This is a genomic window from uncultured Succinivibrio sp. (assembly GCF_902756765.1).
Classification (GTDB): Bacteria; Pseudomonadota; Gammaproteobacteria; order Enterobacterales; family Succinivibrionaceae; genus Succinivibrio.
Genome location: NZ_CACVSS010000059.1, coordinates 1 through 21,807 on the forward strand (window position 1 = coordinate 1; position 21,807 = coordinate 21,807).

Genomic DNA, 21,807 nt, shown 5'->3' on the forward strand with positions numbered 1-21,807 from the left:
AATCTTTTTGTCATCAATACAACTGCACTGCATGTTGTTATCTGATGCATACACTCATCAAAGAAATCTATTACTGACGGTGTATTCTCATTCTCAACAAGCTGCATTTCTCATACTAATTCTTTGTAAGGCCCTGCAGGATCTGATTTGCAGTCTTGATCTGATCACTTGCACCACTTATAAAGCTGTTGTACTGTCCCATAAAGTCCTGCAGCTTAACCATCTGAGTCTGGTTGTCGGAGTTGCAGTTCTCTGCCATGTGCTGGATTTGTGAGGCAATTGCTCTTGCTTGGTCCCCAGTTGTTGCTTTATAGTTATAGTGACCAGGAAGTTTAATTACCTTAGTAATTATTCTTATTTCATGCTGTACCCATTTTGCTTTCCAACCTGTTGTATCAAGGCCAAACGATTTTGCCTCATCTGCAAGCTCATTAAGAACTTTTCCTCGTCCTATTTTGTCTGTATCTTCATCCTTAGTAAAAGCACCTAATTTTGAATTTAGTTTATCCAAAAATGCATTCAGCGCTTTAGCTTTATCATTCTGAGCCTTCATATCTGCAATCTTCAATTCTGCTTCTTTCTTTTTAGTGGCACCAACCTCTAGCATAACCATAGCAGCCATCATCTGTATTGACATTCCCTCTAAGTTGGTACCCTTGATTGCATTTACATTTGAAGTTGAAATTGAACCTACTGTCATAATAGTTACCTCTTAGTTGTAAAATCTTTTGAATAAATCTGTGTTCTTATTTGTGTATCAGATTCTTATCATTCACTCTCTAGCTTAAGTATAAATAAAAATTCCTAATAGTTAGGACTACTTTTATGTATTTTGTGGCAATTTGTTCAAAGTTGACGTATATATCACAGATTTTGTTATTTTATGACTACATTTCAATAATGTAGTTACACATTTATTTACGAGAGTATGCCAAAACAGTGTTTGCTTTTGTACTGTAGACATTGTGGCATCTAAATTGTTTGTAAATTCGATTAAACAACAGATATTAGTCTTGCCTTAAAAATAGTGAGGTTTTTTATTATGCTTGGAAAATCGTGAATTTACATATATTAAACGAAAAAAGCGAAGAAAGGTGAAAATATTACAAGTTGTATATCTTAATGCTCTGTTTTTACTGTATTTGTTATTGTATTTAGTGCCCAATACCTTTATTTATGCGGATCTCTATTGAAGATGAGTTGGTTTAATATTGTGTAGTTATCAGATAATAAAAAACCGATGCTGGTGTATCACATCGGTTCTATTGATTCTTTGAAATGCTTTTTACTAATCGCGAACAGCTGAGAAAACAGAGTTGTCTCCACCGAAAGGATTTGAAACGTACTGTTCTGCATCCCAGTCATTGTCATACTTTACAGAATTGTCTTCAAATGTGTACTTGAATCTGTACTGGTATGATGGCTTCTCTCCTTCTGGAACAGTGATCATGCCTTTGAAAGTGCCGTTCTTCTGTGGCTTCATTGCAACTGCCTGCCAGCCGTTGTGCTCGCATAGAAGATCAATTTTAACAGCACCCTGTGCTGCAGCTTTCTTAATAGTGAAAGTTACATTTACCTTTGCGTCTTTTGTAAATTTCTTAGAAACGCTCATCGATAATTTCCCCTTTAAAAATGTTAAGTACCGATCTTTGTAAGTAGCAAACACTAAAACGGTACTCCACTAAATTTCGATTTCATTGTAATCCCAATTAGTGCAAAAATAGTAATATTTTTAAACAGATAGAATATATACATATCAAATGTGTGACGAACTAAGTATTTTTATAAATATTTAAAAATGAAAATTATTTACTTTTTATATAGTTAACTTATTGAAAGTATAAGTAAAAATATTAAGAAAAAGTGTCGGAACATAGACTGTATTAAGTATTATAACTAACATTTTAGTTTATAAAAATATCTTATAAAACAAGATGTTACTGATTATTAAAAAAACGAATTATTAAGTTAGATGAGGTGGATGCACAATTATGGTGAATTGAGATGTGACTTTTTAGCATACCAGCGATTTTTGCATATTCTAATCTTGTACTAGATTCTTTTGTATCAGCTTTTGTGTAAAACCTCTTCTCATGTAAAAACCTCTTGGTCTTGTTCGGATAATTTCCCCCTTAGGGCCAATGCATTCTGTAAGAACCTTCCCGTTTGCTCCTTTTGGTCTCATCTGGATAATCTGTCCGATACGGGCATTGATTCTTTCAACATTACCTGTTTTTACCAGCTCGTAAAGTTCATTGAAGTCCTCTTTGACGGTTTTAAGTTCGTCTTCAGAAGGTGTGAAGAAGAAATAACCAAGAACAACTCTTTCATTAAAATCCAGGTCTCTAGAGGCTCTGATCAGAACAAAAAGCACGCGAGTGATTTTTGAATAGAGCGGGGAGGTTTCAAAAGTGTAGTGTCTGATTCCTGTGAGAGGCGCATAGCACAGAAAAGTTGACTCCAGAGGACATAAATTGTCATCAACCGGAATTGACTTTAACTCAAGTCCAAGTTCTGGAAAATCAGGAATAGATTGATTTGCTGCACTTGCTCCTAGACATTTTTCTATAAGTTCTCCTGTGAACCCTTTTCCATGCAAAGTATCAATTGGTACAGGAACCCGTGCATATTCAGCAAGTTCCGTCAGTGATTTCCCTACAATGAAATTTAGGTTTGCGATTAGTTCATCAAAATTATGAGGAGGAGTGGTAACTGTATTTTTTCTGTTTTCCTTCTCCATATCTGAACCTTGGAAATAATGCCTGAAGAATAGTTTTAAAAAAAGGTTTTTACGTGATCTACAAAGAGCTTTGTAAGGCCCCTATCTGTTATAATAACACACAGTATAACTTTGCAGATTGCAATAAGTTTAAAAGATAAAGATCAGGCGGTTTTTTGTGATTGATAAAGACGGATTTAGACCTAATGTAGGTATTGTAATCTGCAACCGCTCAGGTCAGGTTTTATGGGCTCGAAGAATCAGGCAGAATTCCTGGCAGTTTCCTCAGGGAGGAGTTGATTCTGGAGAATCTCCAGAGAACGCTATGTATCGAGAGCTTTATGAGGAGTTAGGCTTAACCAAGAATGATGTAAAGCTTCTGGCTAGTACAAAGTTTTGGCTTAAGTACAGACTCCCTAAAAGACTGGTCCGCTGGAATGAGAAACCTTTATGTATCGGACAGAAACAGAAATGGTATTTACTCTGTTTGAATAAAGATAAATCTGAACATATTGAATTTAACCGCAAAGGTCATCCTGAATTTGATGACTGGCGCTGGGTAAGTTACTGGTATCCGGTCCGGCAGGTGGTTGCATTTAAAAGAGATGTGTATCGACAGGTGCTGAGTTTTTTTTCTCAGGTAGCACTGTTCGGTCCGCATTCTGTGAATTATAAAAAGAATACCAGAACAACGAGGAGGGTAAGGTAGCTATGTCTGAAAGTCAGAACTCAATATTGCTAGCCCTACGTAAAATTATTCAGGAGGTATCTTCAAAGAAGTCATTTGAGGATGCCATAAATACACTTGTAGATCTGATAAGGGATGCGACCAGTGCAGATTGCTGTTCGCTCTATCTGCTTTCATCCCGAAAGAGTATCTTAAAGCTTGCAGCCACTGAAGGCCTGCAGAAGGACTCCATCGGCAAGGCAACGCTGCAGATAGGTGAAGGTCTGGTTGGTCTTGTGGCTCAGAAACAGGAACTCATAAATCTTGCGAATGCTCCGGATCATCCAAATTTCAAATATCTTCCGGATGTTGGAGAGGATGAGTATCAGTCTTTTCTAGGTGTACCTGTAATCAATCAGGGAGAGCTTCTTGGTGTTCTGGTTATTCAGTGTAAGGAAAACCGTGTTTTCGGTGAACAGGAAGAAACCTTACTCATTACTCTATCAGCTCAGATAGCCTCAATTATTTCCATAACTAGAACCATAAAGGAAAATGAGGATTTCCGAGTATCCCGTTACAAGGGTAAGACAGGATCCGGTTCAATTGCCATTGCTCAGGCGGTGGTTTGGAAACCACCTGTAACCTTTGAAACCATTCAGATTATGTATTCTGATGAGAAGGATATTCAGTCAGAGCTTTTCCATCAGACAATCTTCCAGCTGCAGATGGAAATGGATAGGGCAAATCTCTATCTTCAGGAGAATTCTCATTCAAAGGCTTCCTCAGGCTATATGTCAGGTTATGGCAGTATGCTTGATGACCCAACCTTTGAAGATGAGGTTGATAACGAGATTTTTGAAAATGGTTACGTTGCAGCTTCTGCCATCAAGGTTGTAACCATGAGAAGAATTAAAGCTGCAGAGAATGATGGACATAAGGAAAAGATTAGGGATATGCGGGATTTCGCCTCAATCCTGATTACAAGACTGGTCCATCTGGCTCCTAAGGAGACAGAACTGTCATCTCCAGTGGTCTTAGTCGTTCAGAGTATGCCTGCGGCTTTGGTTGCCGAGATGACAAAGGATAAGATTGCGGGATTTATCTGTATTGACAGCTCAACTTCTTCTCATACCGCAATTCTGGCAAGGGATCTTGGTATCCCTGCTGTTATCGGCGTTAACATTGATATTAACGATGTTGATGGCAGAACCATAATTGTAGATGGACAGAATGCAGAGGTGCTTATTGATCCTTCATCAAGCCTTATTGATGAGTACATGCAGCTTATAGCTGCATCTAAAAAGCAGAATGACCTCTTTAATGAGGGAAAGTATGAGAAGGCTGTTACTCAGGACAACAAGGAAATCTGTATTCAGCTTAATGCAGGTCTGAATCATGATGATGACGATCTGCCTGAGCAGACTGACGGAATCGGTTTATACCGAACCGAGATCTCCTTTATGCTGTGTGATTCTCTGCCATCAGAAGATCAGCAGGTGGGCTGGTACAGAAAGCTACTGTCACAGTTCAAAGGTCTTCCTGTATGTATGAGAACACTGGATGTTGGTGGAGATAAGTCACTATCCTATCTTCCAATTGAGGAGAATAATCCTGCATTAGGATGGAGAGGAGTTCGAGTCTGCATTGATCAGCCAAACATTCTGAAAACTCAGCTTCGTGCAATGCTTATTGCTAACAAGGATTTCGGAAACCTGGAGATTATGATTCCTATGGTATCCAGACTTGAGGAAGTTGTAATCGTTAAGAGAATTCTGAATGAGGCTTTTTATGAAATCGAGGAAGAGACTGGTTCTAAGATTCCACGCCCAAGATTTGGTGTGATGATCGAGGTTCCTTGTGTGGCCTTTATGCTCGATGAGCTGGCCAGTGAGTGTGATTTCTTCTCAATCGGTTCAAACGATCTGATTTCATATTTGTTTGCTGCTGACAGAGCAAATCCAAAAGTATCAAAGTTGTTTGATGCTTTTAATCCTGCTGCGGTCAGATACTTCAAGTATCTAATCGACAGAGCAAATTCTCTGCAGAGACCTATTGCTGTCTGCGGTGAAATCGCAGGATCCCCAATCGGCTGTATGCTGCTGATGTCATTGGGTTATACCAGACTTTCAATGAACTACTCTCAGATTTCTATGGTTAAATATATCGTTAAGAATATTAACCTTCAGGATCTTCAGGCTGTAGGTAAGCAGGCAATGTCATTAAACTCAAGTGTCAAAATCAAGCAACTTTATATTGAATATGCAAAGTCAAAGGGACTTTATTCAGTCATTGACACTTTATCATTAGGTAAGAATCGTTAATTTTTAGGAGCAACAGGTGCAGGTATATCTTGATTTATTAAAGAAAATCATGGAAGAGGGAACTGACCGTGAAGACAGAACCGGTACGGGTACCAGATCAATATTCGGTACCCAGATGCGTTTTGATCTTTCAAAGGGCTTTCCTCTGGTAACTACCAAAAAGTGTCACTTAAAATCAATTATCCACGAGCTTTTATGGTTCATTTCCGGCTCAACCAACATCAAGTATCTGCAGGAGAACGGTGTTCGTATCTGGAATGAATGGGCTGATGAGAACGGTGATTTAGGTCCTGTTTACGGCAAGCAGTGGCGTGATTTTGAAACTCCAGACGGACGTCATATCGATCAGCTTTCCAATGCTATTGATATGATAAAGCACAATCCAGAGTCCAGACGTATTATTGTATGCGCATGGAATCCTTCAGATGTAGACAGAATGGCTCTGCCTCCTTGTCACACTCTGTATCAGTTCTATGTCGCAAACGGAAAGTTAAGCTGCCAGCTGTATCAGCGTTCTGCTGATATGTTCCTTGGTGTCCCTTTCAATATTGCAAGCTACTCACTTCTAACTATGATGATTGCCAAGGAATGCAATCTTGAGTATGGCGATTTTGTTTGGTCTGGTGGTGATACCCACATCTACAAGAATCATTTTGAGCAGGTTCAGCTTCAGCTGACACGTGAGCCTAGACCTCTTCCTCAGATGAATATTCTGCGCAAGGCTCCATCTATTTTTGATTACAAGTATGAAGATTTTGAGCTGGTAGGGTATGATCCACATCCTGCTATTAAGGGAGTTGTATCTGTCTGATGATTGAAGTTACAGGAAAAGTTAAGTGGCAGTCAAGACGCGGTATGCGCGAGCTCGATCTGATGCTTCTGCCATTTGTTGAGAACGATCTGCAGAACTGTGACGAAAAGTTCCTTGCAGATTATGTCGATCTGCTGGAAGCAACTGATCTTCAGCTTGTCAGATGGTTCAACGGTACAGAAATGGCTGATACACAGTCACGCAGGGATGTGATTGCTTATATTAAAAAATGCCATGCCACACGCATGGGTAAAGAGGGCGTTTAATGCTATTTTCCGAATTAGGTCTACCAGATTTTTTAGTTGAGAACATTAAGAAATTAGGTTGGGAAACACCAACCCCTGTCCAGACACTGGTTCTGCCAAAGGCTCTGGAAGGTTTTGATATTTTGGGCGGAGCACCTACCGGTACCGGTAAGTCTGCTGCTTTTTTACTGCCAATCATTGCCAGACTGTCTCTTGAGAAGAAGAGCGGTATCCGAGCAATTATTCTGGAGCCTACCAGAGAACTTGCAATGCAGGTTGAAAGTGTCTGCTCTGAGCTTATCGGAGGATTTAATGATCTGTCAGCCGGTACTATTATCGGTGGCGGTTCAAGAGAGGTTCAGCGAGAAAATCCAAGCTCAATTATTGCTGCAACTCCAGGTCGACTGATTGAGTATATTGAAAAGGGATGGATTGATACTTCTTCTGTTGAAATGTACGTGATTGATGAAGCTGACAGAATGCTGGACATGGGCTTTAGGGATGATGTAGCTAAAATAACCCGAGAGCTTTACAACCGCTATCAGACTCTGCTGTTCTCTGCAACTCTTGAAGGTGCAGGAATCGAAGAGTTTGCCTCATCTGTTTTAAACGATCCTATAGAAGTACGTCTGGGGGCCGGCGGTGAAGAAGATGAGGTTCTTCCTGAATTTTTGCAGTCCCGCGCATATTATGCAGCAGGAGATCCTCAGAAAATTAGAATTCTTCACCATCTATTGACTACTATTAAAGGTAAGTCAATCGTTTTTGTTAAGACCAAGGAACGTTTACAGCGACTTGATGCAAGTCTGCGCCGTTTGGGCTTCAAGTGCGCCTCTATTCAGGGAGATCTTTCCATGAATGAGAGAAAGGCTGCACTTAAGAATTTCTCCGTTGGAGACAAGGATATTCTGATTGCAACTGACGTTGCTGCAAGAGGTCTTGATCTGCCTGATGTAACTCATGTGTATAACTTTGATATGCCGGCCAATGCCGCTATCTATGTCCACAGAGCAGGCAGAACTGCCAGAGCAGGAGAGAAGGGCGTAGTAACCACTCTGGTTATGGCTAATGAAATCTCCTTCCTGGAGAAGCTTGAACGCTACACAGGAAAGGACATCGAAAAGCGGGCTATTAAGAATGTCTGTGCTGAGTTCCCTACAGAAAAGACTATGGGACATCATCAGTCAGAGAAGAAACGTTCCCGTGCTTCAGTAGGCGGTAATGGAGGCTTTGACAAGAAAAAGAAAGAAGAAGACAAGAAGCCTCACAAGAAAAATAGACTGCGCGACAAGAAGAATAAGGGCAAACCTGACTTTGCAGCAAAGCGTGCAAAGAAGGCCGCCAGAGCACGCAGTGAATAAAATAACCTACCTTCAGATATAAGGATTTATTATGGCAGTTACCGTAATCAGAAATGCTCAGTTGCATTTGACCTCCGAAGAGTTTGTGGATGTTGATACCGTTGCAATTATGGATCATAGAATTGTTCCTATGAGTCCAGCTCTTCTTGAAGACGGTACAGCTGAAGAAATTGATGTTAAGGGCTGTCATGTCTGTCCTGGCTTTATTGACCTTCTGGTAAACGGATGCGCCGGTGTATCTTTTGCCCAGAACCCATCCATTGATACATTGGAATCAATGCGTCGCTGGCAGACCTCTCACGGAACTACAACCTTTGTTCCTACCATGATTTCCGGACCAAGAGAGAACCTTTCAAAAGCTATCGCTGCGGTTGCTGAGTTTAAAGAAAAGCATCCTACAGTATGTCCTGGTCTGCACATGGAAGGTCCTTTTATTTCAAGTTCTCATCCAGGATTTCAGCCTTCTGGCTACATACGTCCATATGCTCCTGCAGATTTTGATTTCTTTCTTGAGAACAGAGATGCTATTGCCTATGTGACAATTGCTCCAGAGGTTGTAAGACCTAAAGGCATTGTTGAACTGTTATCCAATCGTATAAAACTCTCTATAGGTCACAGTTCCGCAACCTACTATGAGGCTATGCAGGCGTTCAAGGCTGGTATTACTAACGTTACCCATCTGTTTAACGGAATGAAGGCTCCTGTCGGACGAGAGCCTGGTCTGGTTGGTGCAACTCTTCAGAGTGAAAAAGTTTTTGCTTCTGTTATTGCAGACGGAAAACATGTACATCCTGCACTTGTAAATCTTGCTCATAAGGTTTTGGGTGATAGATTCTACATTGTTTCTGATGCTCAGTCTGTAGCTGGAATGTCCAAAGCTCCAGCAAGCTTTGTCCTAGGTGGAACCGAAATCTTTGTTGATCACAAGCGTGGTCTTATTGATGCAAAAGGCTCTTTTGCCGGTACCACTATCTCTATGTTTGATGGTGTTAAGTTCCTGGTTCAAAGCTGTGGTTTCTCTCTGGATGATGCTCTCTATGCCGCAAGTACTGCTCCTGCCAGAGCTTTAGGTCTTAATGAATACGGTCGTATCGAAGGCGGTTTCATTGCCGATATGGTTGTATTTGATGATGAGTTTAAGATTCAGTATGTGGTGCAGAACGGATACGTAAAGAATAGTTTAGAGTTGATTTAAGATTATGGCTTCAAATATTTTAGACAGAATTGCAAATGAAACAGAACTGACAAAATCAGAACGTAAATTAGCATCAATTATTCTGAAGAATCCTGCTTCTGTCATTAACGAGAATATTGCTCAGCTGGCCAAAAGAGCAGGAGTTTCAGAACCTTCTGTATTCAGATTCTGTAAGCGTTTCGGCGCAGAAGGCTTTCCTGCATTCAAGCTTGTGTTAAGTTCTCTAGTTTCATCTCAGAATCTTAAAAAAATTGAGAGTGTTAAGCAGGGAGATACTGTAGGAGACATCGCCTCAAAGGTAATTGACGGTGCCAAGGTGAGTGTATCTGCAACCGAAAGAAACGTTGATGAGTCAATGCTTGCCCGTGTTATTGATGTGGTAAGTCAGTCTCATCGCATTGTGGTTTTATCTCAGGGCTTATCCTCATTTATAGCCGTTGATTTTGTCACCAGAATGCTAAATCTTGGTTTTGCATGTGAATCCTACACTGACAGAAATTCAATGCTGCTGGCTCTATCAACCCTGCGTCTTGGTGATGTGGTTATATCCTTCTCATCTACAGGCTGCAACAAGGATATCCTTGATATGGTTGAAATTATCAAGGCCAACAGTGCCTGTCTGATTGGTGTTTGTCCTGACGAATCCAAACTCTCTGAAAAGGTTGATCTCATCTTAAAGTCTTCCGACAGTATTGATATTGCCAATGATTCTGTTTTCAGCAACCGCTTATCATTGCTGCTTTTATCTCAGATGATTATTGGTGGAGTGATGCTTCGTCGCGGTATTGCAATCTCTGATCTCAAAGACAAGGTTGTTCATGCCAGAAAGAAGGCCTATGCCTACGAGATAGCCCCTGAGGATGATGTACCTCCTGCAAAGGAAGAGGTTGATGACGGTTCTATCAAACCTGGTGCACCTATTACAACCTTAGACTGGAGATACTGATAAAAAGTCTTTATTGGAGAATGTTTTTTTGAAGTAATCAGAACCATTCGCTGATAATTTTACAGGTCAATAGCAACTGTTAGAGCCATGAGCTGTGACTCTAACAGGCTAGATTACTCTCCTGCAGATACCGCATTTCTTTAATCTTCCTTTTTAAAATAATTCTTTGTATAACATATGGTTAATCATATGCTTTAGTTATTTTTCTCTAATTCATCGATATAAAATCAAAAGCTTTTATACGTTATTTTGCGTATGTGAATAGTGTGTTCTGCTGATTCATAAGCTACTCCGAAAATCTAATAATAGAACCCAGAGAAGGTTGAAACAACTTTCCAAGTTTAACCATCAGTATTAGTAAGAGGTGATTATTATGGGTAGTACAGGTTCAGTAAGTTCATGGGAAGAATCTCTATTAGTTGCAGCAATTCAGTATCCAGTACCTGTTGTAACAGGTCCTGCTGATATCAAGGTAAATGTTGAGAAAATCTGCAAGGCAGTCGCTAATACCAAAGCAGGTTATCCTGGTTTAGATCTGATTGTATTTCCAGAGTATTCAACTCAGGGCCTGAATACTTCAATCTGGTCCTACGATGAAATGCTATTAACCTTAGACAGTCCAGAAGTTGGCTGTTTCAAAGAAGCATGTAAGAAGAGCCAGGTCTGGGGGGTATTCAGTATTATGGAGAAAAATCCTGAAGGTGGCGCTCCATATAATACAGCTATCATTATCAATGATAAGGGGGAAATTGCTCTGCATTACCGTAAGTTACAGCCATGGGTTCCAGTAGAACCATGGGCTCCTGGTAATCTTGGTATGCCTGTATGTGATGGCCCTAAGGGTGCTAAATTAGCAGTTTGTATCTGTCACGACGGTATGTTCCCTGAGCTAGCTAGAGAGGCTGCATATAAAGGATGTAACGTATATATCAGAATTTCCGGTTACTCAACACAGGTTAACGATCAGTGGATTATCACTAACAGAACCAATGCATGGCAGAACCTGATGTATACAGTTGCCGTAAACCTGGCAGGTTACGATAACGTCTTCTATTACTTCGGTGAAGGTACAATCTGTAACTATGACGGTAACGTAATTCAGCAGGGTCAGAGAAATCCTTGGGAAATTGTTACCGCAGAACTCTTCCCTCGTATGGCTGATAAGGCTCGTGAGAACTGGGCTCTTGAGAACAATATCTTCAACCTTGGCTGCCGTGCTTATGTTGGCAAACCAGGTGGCGAGAAGGCAAACTACCTGACCTGGGTTAAGGACCTGGCTGAAGGCAAATACAAGCTGCCATGGGATGAGAAGATTAAGATCCGTGATGGCTGGAAGTACTATCCAAACGGTGGTCAGTACGGTCCTATGCCAGACAGCTTAAAAGTTAAATAGTCATTACATTCACTTTAGCAGAGAGCTTAAAATGCTCTCTGTTTTTTTTTAAGAATGACTATGAATTTGAGAGCAGAGAATTTAACGCCATATTAGCCGCAGTTGTTCTGTTCTCAACCATCATTTTCTGTTCTCAACCATCATTTTCGAGAATATGGCCTCAAGATGTTTGTTTACTGTTCTTGGGCTGATATCAAGAATTATCGCCATATCCTTATTTGATTTTCCCTGGCATACCCAGTATAGAATTTCAGCTTCTCGTTGTGTCAGAGAGAACTTTTGTTTTAGGATTTCAACCTTATTGACATTCTGATCCCGCTTAACAGCAAATATAAATCCTTCATCATTTATCTGGGACAGGGTAATAGTGATACGCTCAGCAGACTGTGAATTACTGTCAATGGTTATATATTTTCCGATTTCTGCCTTCTGGATCATCGGATTTAGCACAGACTGTATCTTTGATGAGAAGGTCATCTTGTCAAAGCCGCACTGTTCAAGCAGATGCATTGCATCCGGGGTATACCATTTAATGACGCATGATTTATCTACAAGAAAGGATGACAGCCCATTTGAATCTAGTAGAAATTTGGTGGAGAGCATCACTTTTGATTTATCAATATGCAGATTGATTCTCTTTACCAACTCGACGATCCTGATCGGCTTTTGAATATAATCCACGGCTCCGCACTCAAAGCTCTGGCTTACATTGCTGTCCGAGTCCAGGCCTGTCATAAAGATAACAGGAATCTCTGTAAGACGGGGATTATCTTTGATACGTTTACAGGTTTCAAAGCCATCCATTGACGGCATTACAGCATCAAGAAGAATCAGATCAGGGGTTATTCTGCTGAGAATAGATAATGCCTGAGTTCCGCTTAAAGCTACCAGAACAGAAAAACCTTCCGTATCTAAAGCTTCGTTAAGCATACAAACGGAATCTGGATCATCATCAACTATCAGAATTAGTTTCTGCATTAAATTGTTCATAATAGTGTTCTGTAATCCTCGTCTGCATATTATGTCTTTTGAGGATACATTCTCCTTTCCAAACTGTTAGCTCGTATCCTTCAATACGTGTTAAATATTCTTATATAAATGTCATGTAGTTTGTAGCTAAGGCGAAGCTGCTGAGCTTGTGAATAGTTCAGCTGTTATGTAAAGCATTTCTTATGTATTCAAAATCAAATCGTTCCGCTTTGTTCTTGTATTTCTTGAATGCCTCCTCGTTTATCAAACCAAGACTATACTGGGTATCAAGATTGTTGAGAACTCCTTTAATAAAACCTGTTTCGAGGTAGGCTTTAAGTTGTTCCTTAAGCTTTTGAGCATCAGCTTCCTGTTCTGTCTTATCTGCTGTTTTATCTTGCTCATTGCAATTGCATCCATTATCTGTGGGTCCTTTATCAGTTACTCTTCTGATAGACTCTGATAAAGAAGAGTCAGAAAGGTGATCCTGACAGATATAATCGATCGGCAGAAAGTGAACAATAGCATCCAGAAGCTGTTCTTTTCTAAAAGGTTTAACGATGTGAAAATCATAGACACGTCTGTCGTGACTGTCATTTACTCTAAGCTCAGAAGCATTTGCTGAGACCATTATAATCGGTGCACTGATCCCTCGTTTGCGAAGATTTTTAGCTAGATAGAGTCCGTTATGTCCTGGCATGGAATAATCAACAAAGAATAGATCAAAATTCTCTTTTCCAATAAGTTTCATTGCCGAATCAAATCCATTGGCCTCTCCAATTTCAAAGCCAAGTGGGGAGAGCAGTGTTCTGATGATGACACGATGATCCTCATTGTCATCCACTGTCAGAATCCTGATTTTCTTTTTGTCTTCTGTCTTATAGCCAATTACTCTGCTGTAATTCTTCATTTCCTCCTTATCAGGATTTTCCCTTGGAAGATAAATCTTCAGCCTGAATTCACTTCCTTCACCTACCGTGCTTTCTACTGTAAGCTCACCCCCCATAACTACGGAAAGCAGGTTGGTAATAGTAAGACCTATACCTGAACCGGAATTGCATTTTTTTGCGGAATCGGTCCTTGTAAAAGGCTCAAAGATTCTTTTCAGATCTTTTTTGGCAATACCAATTCCTGTATCTTTTACCACAAACAGGGCGACATCACTTCTGTAGCTAACCTCGAAGGTTACCTTTCCCTTAGGCGTATACTTCACAGCATTTGATAAGAGATTTGTCAGTATCTGTCTTAGTCGGTTTTCATCTGTTTTGACGAATGCTGGCAGATGGGAATGCTCGATATACTCAAAAATCAGATTCTTGTTTTGGGCTTTGGTTCTAAAATACATGATCAGATCTTTGAGCAGAGGTTCAACTCTTATCTTTCTCATGTTGAGGTCAAGTTTGCCGATTTCTATTTTTGAAATATCCAGAAGACCTTCAATCAAAGAACATAGATATTCCGCATTTCTTGAGATAATATTCAGTCCCTTTGCAGAAGAATCATTTGAGGTGTTCTTATTTGATGATAGTATCTGACAGTAACCTAATATACTGTTCAACGGAGTTCTCAGTTCATGACTGATTCCTGACAGATAACGGCTTTTAGCCATATTTGCCGCATCCGCATTCCTTTTGGATTCTACAAGCTGGTGCTGAACCTTTATTCTTTCCTCAATCTCATTTTCCAGAGCCTTGTGATTTTTTTCAGTCTGCTCCTGAGCCAGATTTCTGCTGTCTGATACCAGTACAAACAGCATTGTAAAAATACCGGTTACAATTTCAATCAGGATAAAGCACTTCAGAAAAACTGTGTTTCCAAAGAGTCTGCCTAGTGAACTTGATTCAAATGAACTGAAGCCAATATACAGTATCGAGAGGTTTATAAGGGAGAATACTGTCATAAAGCCTAACAGTCTGAAGATAAAGAAAACCAGAGGATATTGTTTCAGAAAAGGAAAGATAGCACATATCTGATTGGTTATAAGAGCTTCTTTACGGCATTTTCCATTACATCCTGATTCCAGAGTACAGCACAGAGAGCAGATCTGTTTTTTATAGTAAGGGCAGTAGCAGAGATCCTCATGATTAAAACTGTTGCCGCAGATATTGCAGATCCTGTCGTTTTTATTTTCATTATGCAGTGTCTGGTTATGTGTTTTCTCATTCGAAGTTTCTTTGTTCAGATAATATCTGCCACCGGTTGCATAAGCTATTACAGGAGTAAGAACATAGGCTACCACCAGTGCGATTACTGCAGAGTATGCTTCACAGTAGCTTCCGAATAATCCTGTGTAGGCGGCAGTTCCTATAAGTACCCCTATGAACATTGAAATAAAGCCCACAGGATTAATGTCATATAGTTTTGATCTCCTAAACTCGATTTCTTTAGGGCTTAGACCGATTCTTTTATTTATGGATAAATCTGCTGATAGGGAGGCACACCAGGAGATTGCAAGAATCGAGTAAAGATTCAGTACCGTAGTTGCGATCTCATAGACACCGCATATCAAAAGCAGCCATGAGATAAATACATTGAAGAATACCCAGACTATACGACCCGGGTGGGTATGAGTCATTCGGGCAAAGAAATTTGACCAGGCAATAGATCCGGCGTAACCGTTGGTTACATTGATTTTTATCTGAGAAACAGCAACAAAGAAAATTGTAAGAAACATTACAAGTGCATGGTTGTCATAGAGTTTGCTGAAGGCTGACATATACATATATGTCGGATCTGTGGCCACCATGTAGTCCGCACTTTTGGCGATAAGCATTACTGCCAGTAAGGCTCCTATAAGAATTTTAAGACCACCCAGTACAATCCATAATGGACCTGAGATCATTGTTCCGAAAATAATAGCCTTCCTTTTGGACTTTACATATTCGGGCATGAATCTGATGTAATCGACCTGTTCTCCTATCTGTGAGATAAGGGCTAAAACAATACATATTGAGTACCCTAAATAAAGAGCATTAAAACTGTCTTGCTCGAAAACGGAGCTAAAGCCCTGAGAACATTCGCCGGACATTCTGATAAGACCGTAAACTGCCAGTATCTGAAGTACAGCCCATACAGGTTCTGTATATTTCTGAAGCCTGCTGATAAAGCTGAAGCCATGCATTACCAGAGGAATGATAACCAGTGAACATAACAGATAGCCTAAGGAGAGATTCATTCCCAGAGTGATATTGAGCATCTTTGCCAGAATTGCAGATTCCAGTGCCATAAATATGAAGGTGAAGGTGGCATAGATCAGTGATGTTATTGAAGATCCTATATATCCGAAACCTGCACCTCTTGTCAGTAGATCAATATCAATATGATGAATCGAAGCGTATTTTGCAATTGGATGTGAAAGGACAAAAATTAGAGGAACAGTAATTAAAAGCGCTAAAATCAGGTGATTTAAGCCGTAGAAAATAGCAATGTTTGCACCAATTACCTCAAGAGCCAGAAAGCTTATTGAGCCAATGGAGGTCATAACCACTGAGGATACATCAAGTTTTCTCACGGATCTAGCTGTATAGCGAAGACTGTAATCCTCAAGAGTCTGGTTTGCAACATATTTGTTATATGATCTTCGTGAATTCAGGACTAATTTACTAATTCTTATTTACCTCATCAATTTTTTGTATTCTAGCATCACAGTTTTTGATTCATTTTCTCTGCACTAAATCTGCATTAAATGCATAAAAATGGGAGCCTTGTGCCTCCGTATTGTGCACAATCCAAGTGAAATTGCGGATACGTAATTTAACGTATGTCAATAGTGCATTTGTCGCCTTTCTGTGACCTTGGTCATTATTTAATAATTACCACAGGTAGATTGACTACCGCTAAATGGAGAAGAGATATGAAGAAATCAAATACTGTTAAGAAAATGTGTCAGGCCATTGGTATGGCAGCATTACTGAGCATGAATATAACTTCTGCATACGCAGATGATGCAAACACTACTGGTCTGGCTGTTACAGCAGATACTGTCAAAGTTGGTATTCTGCACTCCATCACCGGTACCATGGCTTTAAGTGAGGCCGGTTCAGTTGAGGCTGAGAAGCTTGCGATTGAACAGATAAATGCAAGCGGTGGTGTGCTTGGCAGAAAGATTGAGTTCGTTCAGGAAGATGGCGCAAGTGACTGGCCTACTTATGCTGAAAAGGCACAGAAACTGATTGTAAACGACAAGGTTGCCGCAGTGTTCGGCTGCTGGACTTCAGCATCTCGTAAAGCTGTACTTCCTATCTTTGAACAGTACAACAACATGCTGTTCTATCCAACCTTCTACGAAGGACTGGAGCAGTCAGACAATATTATCTATACCGGACAGGAAGCAACTCAGCAGATTCTTGCTGGTCTTGACTGGGTAATGAAGAACAAGGGAGCTAAGACCTTCTATCTTATCGGTTCTGATTATATCTGGCCTCGTACTTCCTTCAAGATTGCCAGAAAGCATATTGAAAAGAACGGCGGTACTGTAGTTGGAGAGGAATACTATCCATTAGGACATACTCAGTTCAACTCTGTGATCAACAAGTTCAAGCTCAAGAAGCCTGATGCGATCTTCTCAATTGTAGTTGGCGGTTCTAACGTGTCCTTCTACAAACAGCTTAAGGCTGCAGGTATTGACTTAACTGCCGAGAAGCCATTACTGATGTCAACCTCTGTTACCGAGGATGAGGTTTTAGGTATCGGTGGTGAAAACTATGAAGGCGCTTACTCAATTACCAAGTACTTCCAGTCAATGGATAACGAGAGCAATAAGAAGTTTGTTGCTGAGTTCAAGAAGATGTGGGGTGACAAGAGTGTTATCGGTGATGTTACCGAATCCGCTTACCTTGGCCCATGGTTATGGAAGTTCGCTGTTGAAAAGGCAGGTTCATTCGACATTGATAAGCTGAAAAAGAGTCTACCTGGCGTTGAGTTCGCAGACGCACCTAACGGTCCAGTTAAAATTCACGATAACCACCATCTGTGGATGAAGACTGTGGTAGGTCAAGGCCAGAAGGATGGTATGTTCAAGGTTGTCTATCAGTCTGACATGATTGAGCCAAATCCTTTCCCAGCTGGATATCAATAATAAAACTCACTGAGGGCTTAGGCCCTCAGTATTAAAAGCCTATATACAGAGAGGTGTTTATTATGTTTTCGGATTACAGTTTCAGTGAATTAGCCTCGATTTTCGCTATGCAGGGCTTTGCCGGTCTGAGTCTATTTTCGGTTTTTCTACTGATGGCTTTGGGACTAGCTATTATTTTCGGTCAGATGGGCGTTATCAACATGGCTCATGGCGAATTTATGATTCTAGGCGCATATATTACCTATCTGACCTCCCATGTTTTTGAAACAATGTTTCCTGGTTTATATGGAATCTACTTTTTTATTGCACTGTTCTTTTCATTTATTGTAACTGCGGCCGCAGGTGCATTTTTTGAATGGCTGCTTATAAGACACCTCTATTCAAGACCTCTTGATACTCTGCTTGCAACCTGGGGCTTGAGCCTGATTTTACAGCAGCTTTACCGTTCAGTATTCGGTGCCCGTGAGGTAGGTGTAACACTTCCTGACTGGCTGATGGGGTCACTGACATTGGGTGATTCTATAGAAATTCCGATCAATGGCCTGTTTGTTCTTGGTTTGACCGTAATCGTAACTCTGGCTGTTTACTTTATCATGTACCGCTCCCGTCTTGGCTGCCAGCTGCGTGCTGTTGTTCTAAACCGAAAGATGGCAGGAGCTGTAGGTATTAACACTGCTTTTATTGACAGAATCACCTTCTCAATAGGATGTGGTATTGCAGGTGTTGCAGGCTGTGCCTTTACCATGATTGGTTCAACTGGTCCAACTGCAGGTCAGCTCTATATTGTAGATACCTTCCTGGTAGTTGTTTTCGGTGGTGCTGGAACCCTGATTGGTACAGTTGCTTCTGCTTTCGGTATTGCTCAGGCTCAGAGTGTTATGGAGTTCTTCATGAGCGGTTCCATGGCAAAGGTTTTAACCCTGCTGTTTGTTGTAGGAATCCTTATGATAAGACCTCAGGGACTGTTTAGTGTAAAGGTAAGAAGATAAAAGGAGAATTATTATGAGAAGTCATTTACTATCAGCTCAAAGTAGTAAGAGTACCCTCTTGAATCTTCTGGTACTGACTGTATTGCTACTTATTGTTATGCCTGCAAGTCTTGATGTGTTCAGACTGAATCTGGTAGGTAAGTATTTAAGCTATGCCTTTGTGGCAATTGGTTTGGTTATGTGCTGGGGCTACTGTGGCATCCTAAGTCTTGGTCAGGGTATATTCTTCGGTCTAGGCGGGTACTGCATGGCCATGTTCCTAAAACTTGAAGCATCAAGCCCTGAGGCTACAGCAATTCAGACCACTCCTGGTATTCCTGATTTTATGGACTGGAACCAGATTACTGAGTTGCCTTTATTCTGGGAGCCATTTAAGAGCTTTCCTCTGACCATGATCCTAATGATTGCAGTTCCAACCCTGTTTGCTTATCTGCTGGGGGTGGCTCTGTTCAAAAGAAGAGTTGGGGGTGTTTATTTCTCAATTATCACTCAGGCCATTGCTTCAATCCTAACCATTCTGATTATCGGTCAGCAGGGCTATACCGGTGGTGTGAACGGTATTACTGATTTGAGAACCTGTCTTGGATTTGACATCAGAACTGACCATGCTAAGGCTATTCTCTACAACCTATGTGCAATAACACTGATTGTAACAGTTTATATAACCTGTCTTCTGGCAAAAAGTAAGCTTGGTAGACTTCTGGTTGCAATTCGAGATGAGGAGGAGCGCGTTAGATTCTCTGGATATGATGTAGCTAACTTTAAGATTTTTATCTTCTGTTTTTCTGCTGCACTTTCTGCCATTGGCGGAGCTCTGTTCACACTGCAGGTTGGTTTTATGTCTCCTAGCTTTGTGGGTATTGTAGCTTCTATTGAGCTGGTTATCTTTTGTGCTGTAGGAGGAAGACTTTCAATCTTCGGTGCAATTTATGGAACTCTTCTGGTCAGCTCTGCTAAAACAGCTGTCTCCGAGAATTTCCCTGAATTATGGCTTTTTGCAATGGGCGCATTGTTTATCGGTGTAGTTCTGTTCTTCCCAAATGGACTGTCAGGAATCTATAACGATTACATTGTCCCTTTCTTTAAGCTTATTGATTCAAAGATTGAAAGCTCCATTGAAAGACTGAGAGCAGAGCATAACCGAGTTATCGAAGAACTTAGAAATTCATCAATGACGGACTCATTCATGTCCGTAAGCAGACAGTTTTTAAGTGAAGATTCATTAAGAAAGTTAGCTGTTTTAAATGCAGCAAAGGAGAAGTCTCATGAGTAAGAAAGATATCGTCCTTTCAGTAGAGGATCTGACCGTTTCATTTGATGGTTTCAAAGCTGTTGATGATCTTTCTTTCTATGTGGATGAAGGCGAAATCCGAGTAATCATCGGACCAAATGGAGCTGGCAAAACAACCGTGTTGGACCTAATCTGCGGAAAGACCAAGGCAACATCCGGTTCAATTAAATTCCATGATCTTGAACTTACAAAGCTCAAGGAGCATGAGATTGTTGAAGCCGGTGTAGGAAGAAAGTTTCAGAATCCTTCAATCTATGAAGCTCTTAGTGTTTTTGAGAATCTTGAGCTTTCCTATCCAAAGGGAAAAAGAGTCTTTGGAGCTTTGTTCTTCAAGCGTACTGATGAGGTTATAAACAAGGTAAAAGAGATTGCAAGGATGATTTACCTTGATGACAAGCTTGATGTAAAGGCAAGCCTTCTAAGCCATGGTCAGAAACAGTGGCTGGAGATTGGAATGCTGCTGATTCAGAATCCAAAGCTTCTGATGCTGGATGAACCTGTTGCCGGAATGTCGGTAGCAGAAAGAGAGAAAACAGCAGAACTGTTAAAAAACATTACCAAGAACAGAAGTGTAATTGTGATTGAGCATGACATGAAGTTCGTCGAGCATATTGCAGATAGGGTCACAGTTCTTCATCAGGGAAAATTTCTGGCAGAGGGTAGCATGCAGTCTATTCAGAAAAACCAGAAGGTTATTGATGTTTATCTTGGTCAGTAAAAAAGGAGCCTATTATGCTTGAGTTAAAAGATTATAAGGTTTCATATGGAGACAGCTGTGTAATCAGAAACCTTAACTTAAAGATAAAAAAAGGTGAAATCGTGGCACTGCTTGGTCGTAACGGAATGGGTAAGACCACTTTAATGAAGTCAATAATCGGAATGATTCCAGCACAGAAGGGAGAATGTATTCTGGACGGACAGGATCTTATTCATACCAAAAGCTACAAGAGAGTAGCCTCTGGAATTGGATTTGTACCTCAGGGCAGAATGATTTTCTCCAGCATGAGTGTGAAGGAGAATATTGAAACCGGTCTTACCGTGACAAAATCAAAGCATATCCCTGAAGATCTGTTTGAGACTTTTCCGATTTTAAAGGAGTTCGAACACAGAAAAGGCGGTAATCTTTCAGGCGGTCAGCAACAGCAGCTGGCAATTGCCAGAGCTCTTGCAAGCAATCCTAAACTGCTTGTTCTTGATGAACCAACAGAAGGTATTCAGCCATCTATTATCAAGGAGATGGCAAGGACCTTAAGAAAGATACGAGATCAGAGAGGATTGACAATTTTTGTTTCAGAGCAGGTTTTAAGTTTTGCTTTGGATGTTGCCGACAGAATTGTTGTAATGGAACATGGCTCTATTGTATATGATTCTCCTCGAGACTCTACAGATGAGAATGTTGTATCTTCATTTTTATCTGTATAAATAAGCATACCTAGGGTGTTAAGCATTTTTAACACCCCTAATGTTATTCATACTGACGATCTTCCCAATTAAAGTCGGAAGATCTTTCAGTAACCGTAAATCTCTCTTGCTAGGAGAGGTTCTACAACAGTTTGACTCAATGAAGTCAAACAGTTTTTTTTAAATCTGTGATCGAGTATTCCTTGATGCAACTGAGAACTTCAGTATTGCTTCAGCAAATACAAAGGATGTGCAGTTAAGCTTGAGAATTGATAAACAGGCAATTCCTCTTTTTAAGCTTAGCCATAATCCCAAAGTAATTCTTGCACATTGAAGAGAGCATGCTGATGTTGATGAAAGATAAAATCACGCTAAGTATCTCTGAATTTATTGACTGCAGTGAGTTTCCACTCTTCAGGCAT

General features: G+C 40.5%; 18 protein-coding genes. 13 read left to right on the plus strand and 5 right to left on the minus strand.

Features of this window, described 5'->3' with window-relative positions; all coding sequences use genetic code 11:
• Positions 1-115: 115 nt before the first annotated feature.
• From QZU45_RS08540 to QZU45_RS08550, 3 genes are all read right to left on the minus strand, one after another.
• Positions 116-700, minus strand: a complete 585-nt coding sequence (locus QZU45_RS08540; protein ID WP_295354147.1) for a hypothetical protein — start codon at positions 698-700, stop codon at positions 116-118.
• Positions 701-1,288: 588 nt separating this feature from the next.
• Entirely contained in the window at positions 1,289-1,612 is a 324-nt protein-coding gene (locus QZU45_RS08545) for a hypothetical protein (RefSeq protein ID WP_074840889.1), read from the minus strand.
• Between the two features lie 429 nt (positions 1,613-2,041).
• Positions 2,042-2,740 carry a DNA mismatch repair protein MutH gene (locus QZU45_RS08550; RefSeq protein WP_295354151.1) on the minus strand — a complete coding sequence of 233 codons (699 nt, stop codon included), beginning with the start codon at positions 2,738-2,740 and terminating at the stop codon, positions 2,042-2,044.
• A 157-nt stretch (positions 2,741-2,897) separates the two neighbouring features.
• On the opposite strand from QZU45_RS08550, the gene rppH reads away from it, so the two are divergent.
• The 8 genes from rppH to QZU45_RS08590 all read left to right on the plus strand — a co-directional run bounded on the left by rppH (position 2,898) and on the right by QZU45_RS08590 (position 11,658).
• The gene (gene rppH / locus QZU45_RS08555) at positions 2,898-3,428 is read left to right on the plus strand and encodes an RNA pyrophosphohydrolase (RefSeq protein WP_295354155.1); all 531 of its coding nucleotides are present in this window, start codon (positions 2,898-2,900) and stop codon (positions 3,426-3,428) included.
• A gap of 2 nt (positions 3,429-3,430) precedes the next feature.
• Positions 3,431-5,707: a phosphoenolpyruvate--protein phosphotransferase gene (ptsP, locus tag QZU45_RS08560; protein WP_295354159.1), complete on the plus strand. Its 2,277-nt coding sequence runs from the start codon at positions 3,431-3,433 to the stop codon at positions 5,705-5,707.
• Positions 5,708-5,723: 16 nt separating this feature from the next.
• Positions 5,724-6,518 (plus strand): thymidylate synthase, encoded by a 795-nt coding sequence (locus QZU45_RS08565; protein WP_295354162.1) that lies wholly within the window; start codon positions 5,724-5,726, stop codon positions 6,516-6,518.
• The gene (locus tag QZU45_RS08570) at positions 6,518-6,784 is read left to right on the plus strand and encodes a succinate dehydrogenase assembly factor 2 (protein WP_295354165.1); all 267 of its coding nucleotides are present in this window, start codon (positions 6,518-6,520) and stop codon (positions 6,782-6,784) included. Before QZU45_RS08565 ends, QZU45_RS08570 begins: the two co-directional genes overlap by 1 nt.
• The gene (locus tag QZU45_RS08575; RefSeq protein WP_295354168.1) at positions 6,784-8,124 is read left to right on the plus strand and encodes a DEAD/DEAH box helicase; all 1,341 of its coding nucleotides are present in this window, start codon (positions 6,784-6,786) and stop codon (positions 8,122-8,124) included. Before QZU45_RS08570 ends, QZU45_RS08575 begins: the two co-directional genes overlap by 1 nt.
• 31 nt (positions 8,125-8,155) lie before the next feature.
• Positions 8,156-9,319 (plus strand): N-acetylglucosamine-6-phosphate deacetylase, encoded by a 1,164-nt coding sequence (gene nagA / locus QZU45_RS08580; protein WP_295354170.1) that lies wholly within the window; start codon positions 8,156-8,158, stop codon positions 9,317-9,319.
• 4 nt (positions 9,320-9,323) lie between these two features.
• Positions 9,324-10,265, plus strand: coding sequence for a MurR/RpiR family transcriptional regulator (locus QZU45_RS08585; protein ID WP_295354172.1), 942 nt, complete (start codon positions 9,324-9,326; stop codon positions 10,263-10,265).
• Positions 10,266-10,638: 373 nt separating this feature from the next.
• Positions 10,639-11,658 carry a formamidase gene (locus tag QZU45_RS08590; RefSeq protein WP_074942799.1) on the plus strand — a complete coding sequence of 340 codons (1,020 nt, stop codon included), beginning with the start codon at positions 10,639-10,641 and terminating at the stop codon, positions 11,656-11,658.
• Positions 11,659-11,778: 120 nt separating this feature from the next.
• Here the strand turns inward: QZU45_RS08590 and QZU45_RS08595 are convergent, their stop codons facing one another.
• Positions 11,779-12,648, minus strand: coding sequence for a DNA-binding response regulator (locus QZU45_RS08595; RefSeq protein ID WP_295354176.1), 870 nt, complete (start codon positions 12,646-12,648; stop codon positions 11,779-11,781).
• A 157-nt stretch (positions 12,649-12,805) separates the two neighbouring features.
• On the minus strand, positions 12,806-16,138 hold the full coding sequence (locus tag QZU45_RS08600; protein ID WP_295354179.1) for an ATP-binding protein: 3,333 nt from the start codon (positions 16,136-16,138) through the stop codon (positions 12,806-12,808).
• Positions 16,139-16,480: 342 nt separating this feature from the next.
• Here QZU45_RS08600 and urtA point away from each other — a divergent pair, with 342 nt between their 5' ends.
• The 5 genes from urtA (at position 16,481) to urtE (ending at position 21,406) form a co-directional block, all read left to right on the plus strand.
• Positions 16,481-17,704 (plus strand): urea ABC transporter substrate-binding protein, encoded by a 1,224-nt coding sequence (gene urtA, locus QZU45_RS08605; protein ID WP_074944578.1) that lies wholly within the window; start codon positions 16,481-16,483, stop codon positions 17,702-17,704.
• A gap of 62 nt (positions 17,705-17,766) precedes the next feature.
• Positions 17,767-18,693, plus strand: a complete 927-nt coding sequence (gene urtB / locus QZU45_RS08610) for an urea ABC transporter permease subunit UrtB (RefSeq protein WP_074944580.1) — start codon at positions 17,767-17,769, stop codon at positions 18,691-18,693.
• Between the two features lie 13 nt (positions 18,694-18,706).
• Positions 18,707-19,966, plus strand: a complete 1,260-nt coding sequence (gene urtC, locus QZU45_RS08615) for an urea ABC transporter permease subunit UrtC (RefSeq protein ID WP_295354185.1) — start codon at positions 18,707-18,709, stop codon at positions 19,964-19,966.
• Positions 19,959-20,702 (plus strand): urea ABC transporter ATP-binding protein UrtD, encoded by a 744-nt coding sequence (urtD, locus tag QZU45_RS08620; RefSeq protein WP_278513914.1) that lies wholly within the window; start codon positions 19,959-19,961, stop codon positions 20,700-20,702. The genes urtC and urtD overlap by 8 nt, the downstream gene beginning before the upstream one ends.
• A gap of 14 nt (positions 20,703-20,716) precedes the next feature.
• Positions 20,717-21,406 carry an urea ABC transporter ATP-binding subunit UrtE gene (gene urtE, locus QZU45_RS08625; protein WP_074944583.1) on the plus strand — a complete coding sequence of 230 codons (690 nt, stop codon included), beginning with the start codon at positions 20,717-20,719 and terminating at the stop codon, positions 21,404-21,406.
• Positions 21,407-21,807: the final 401 nt, after the last annotated feature.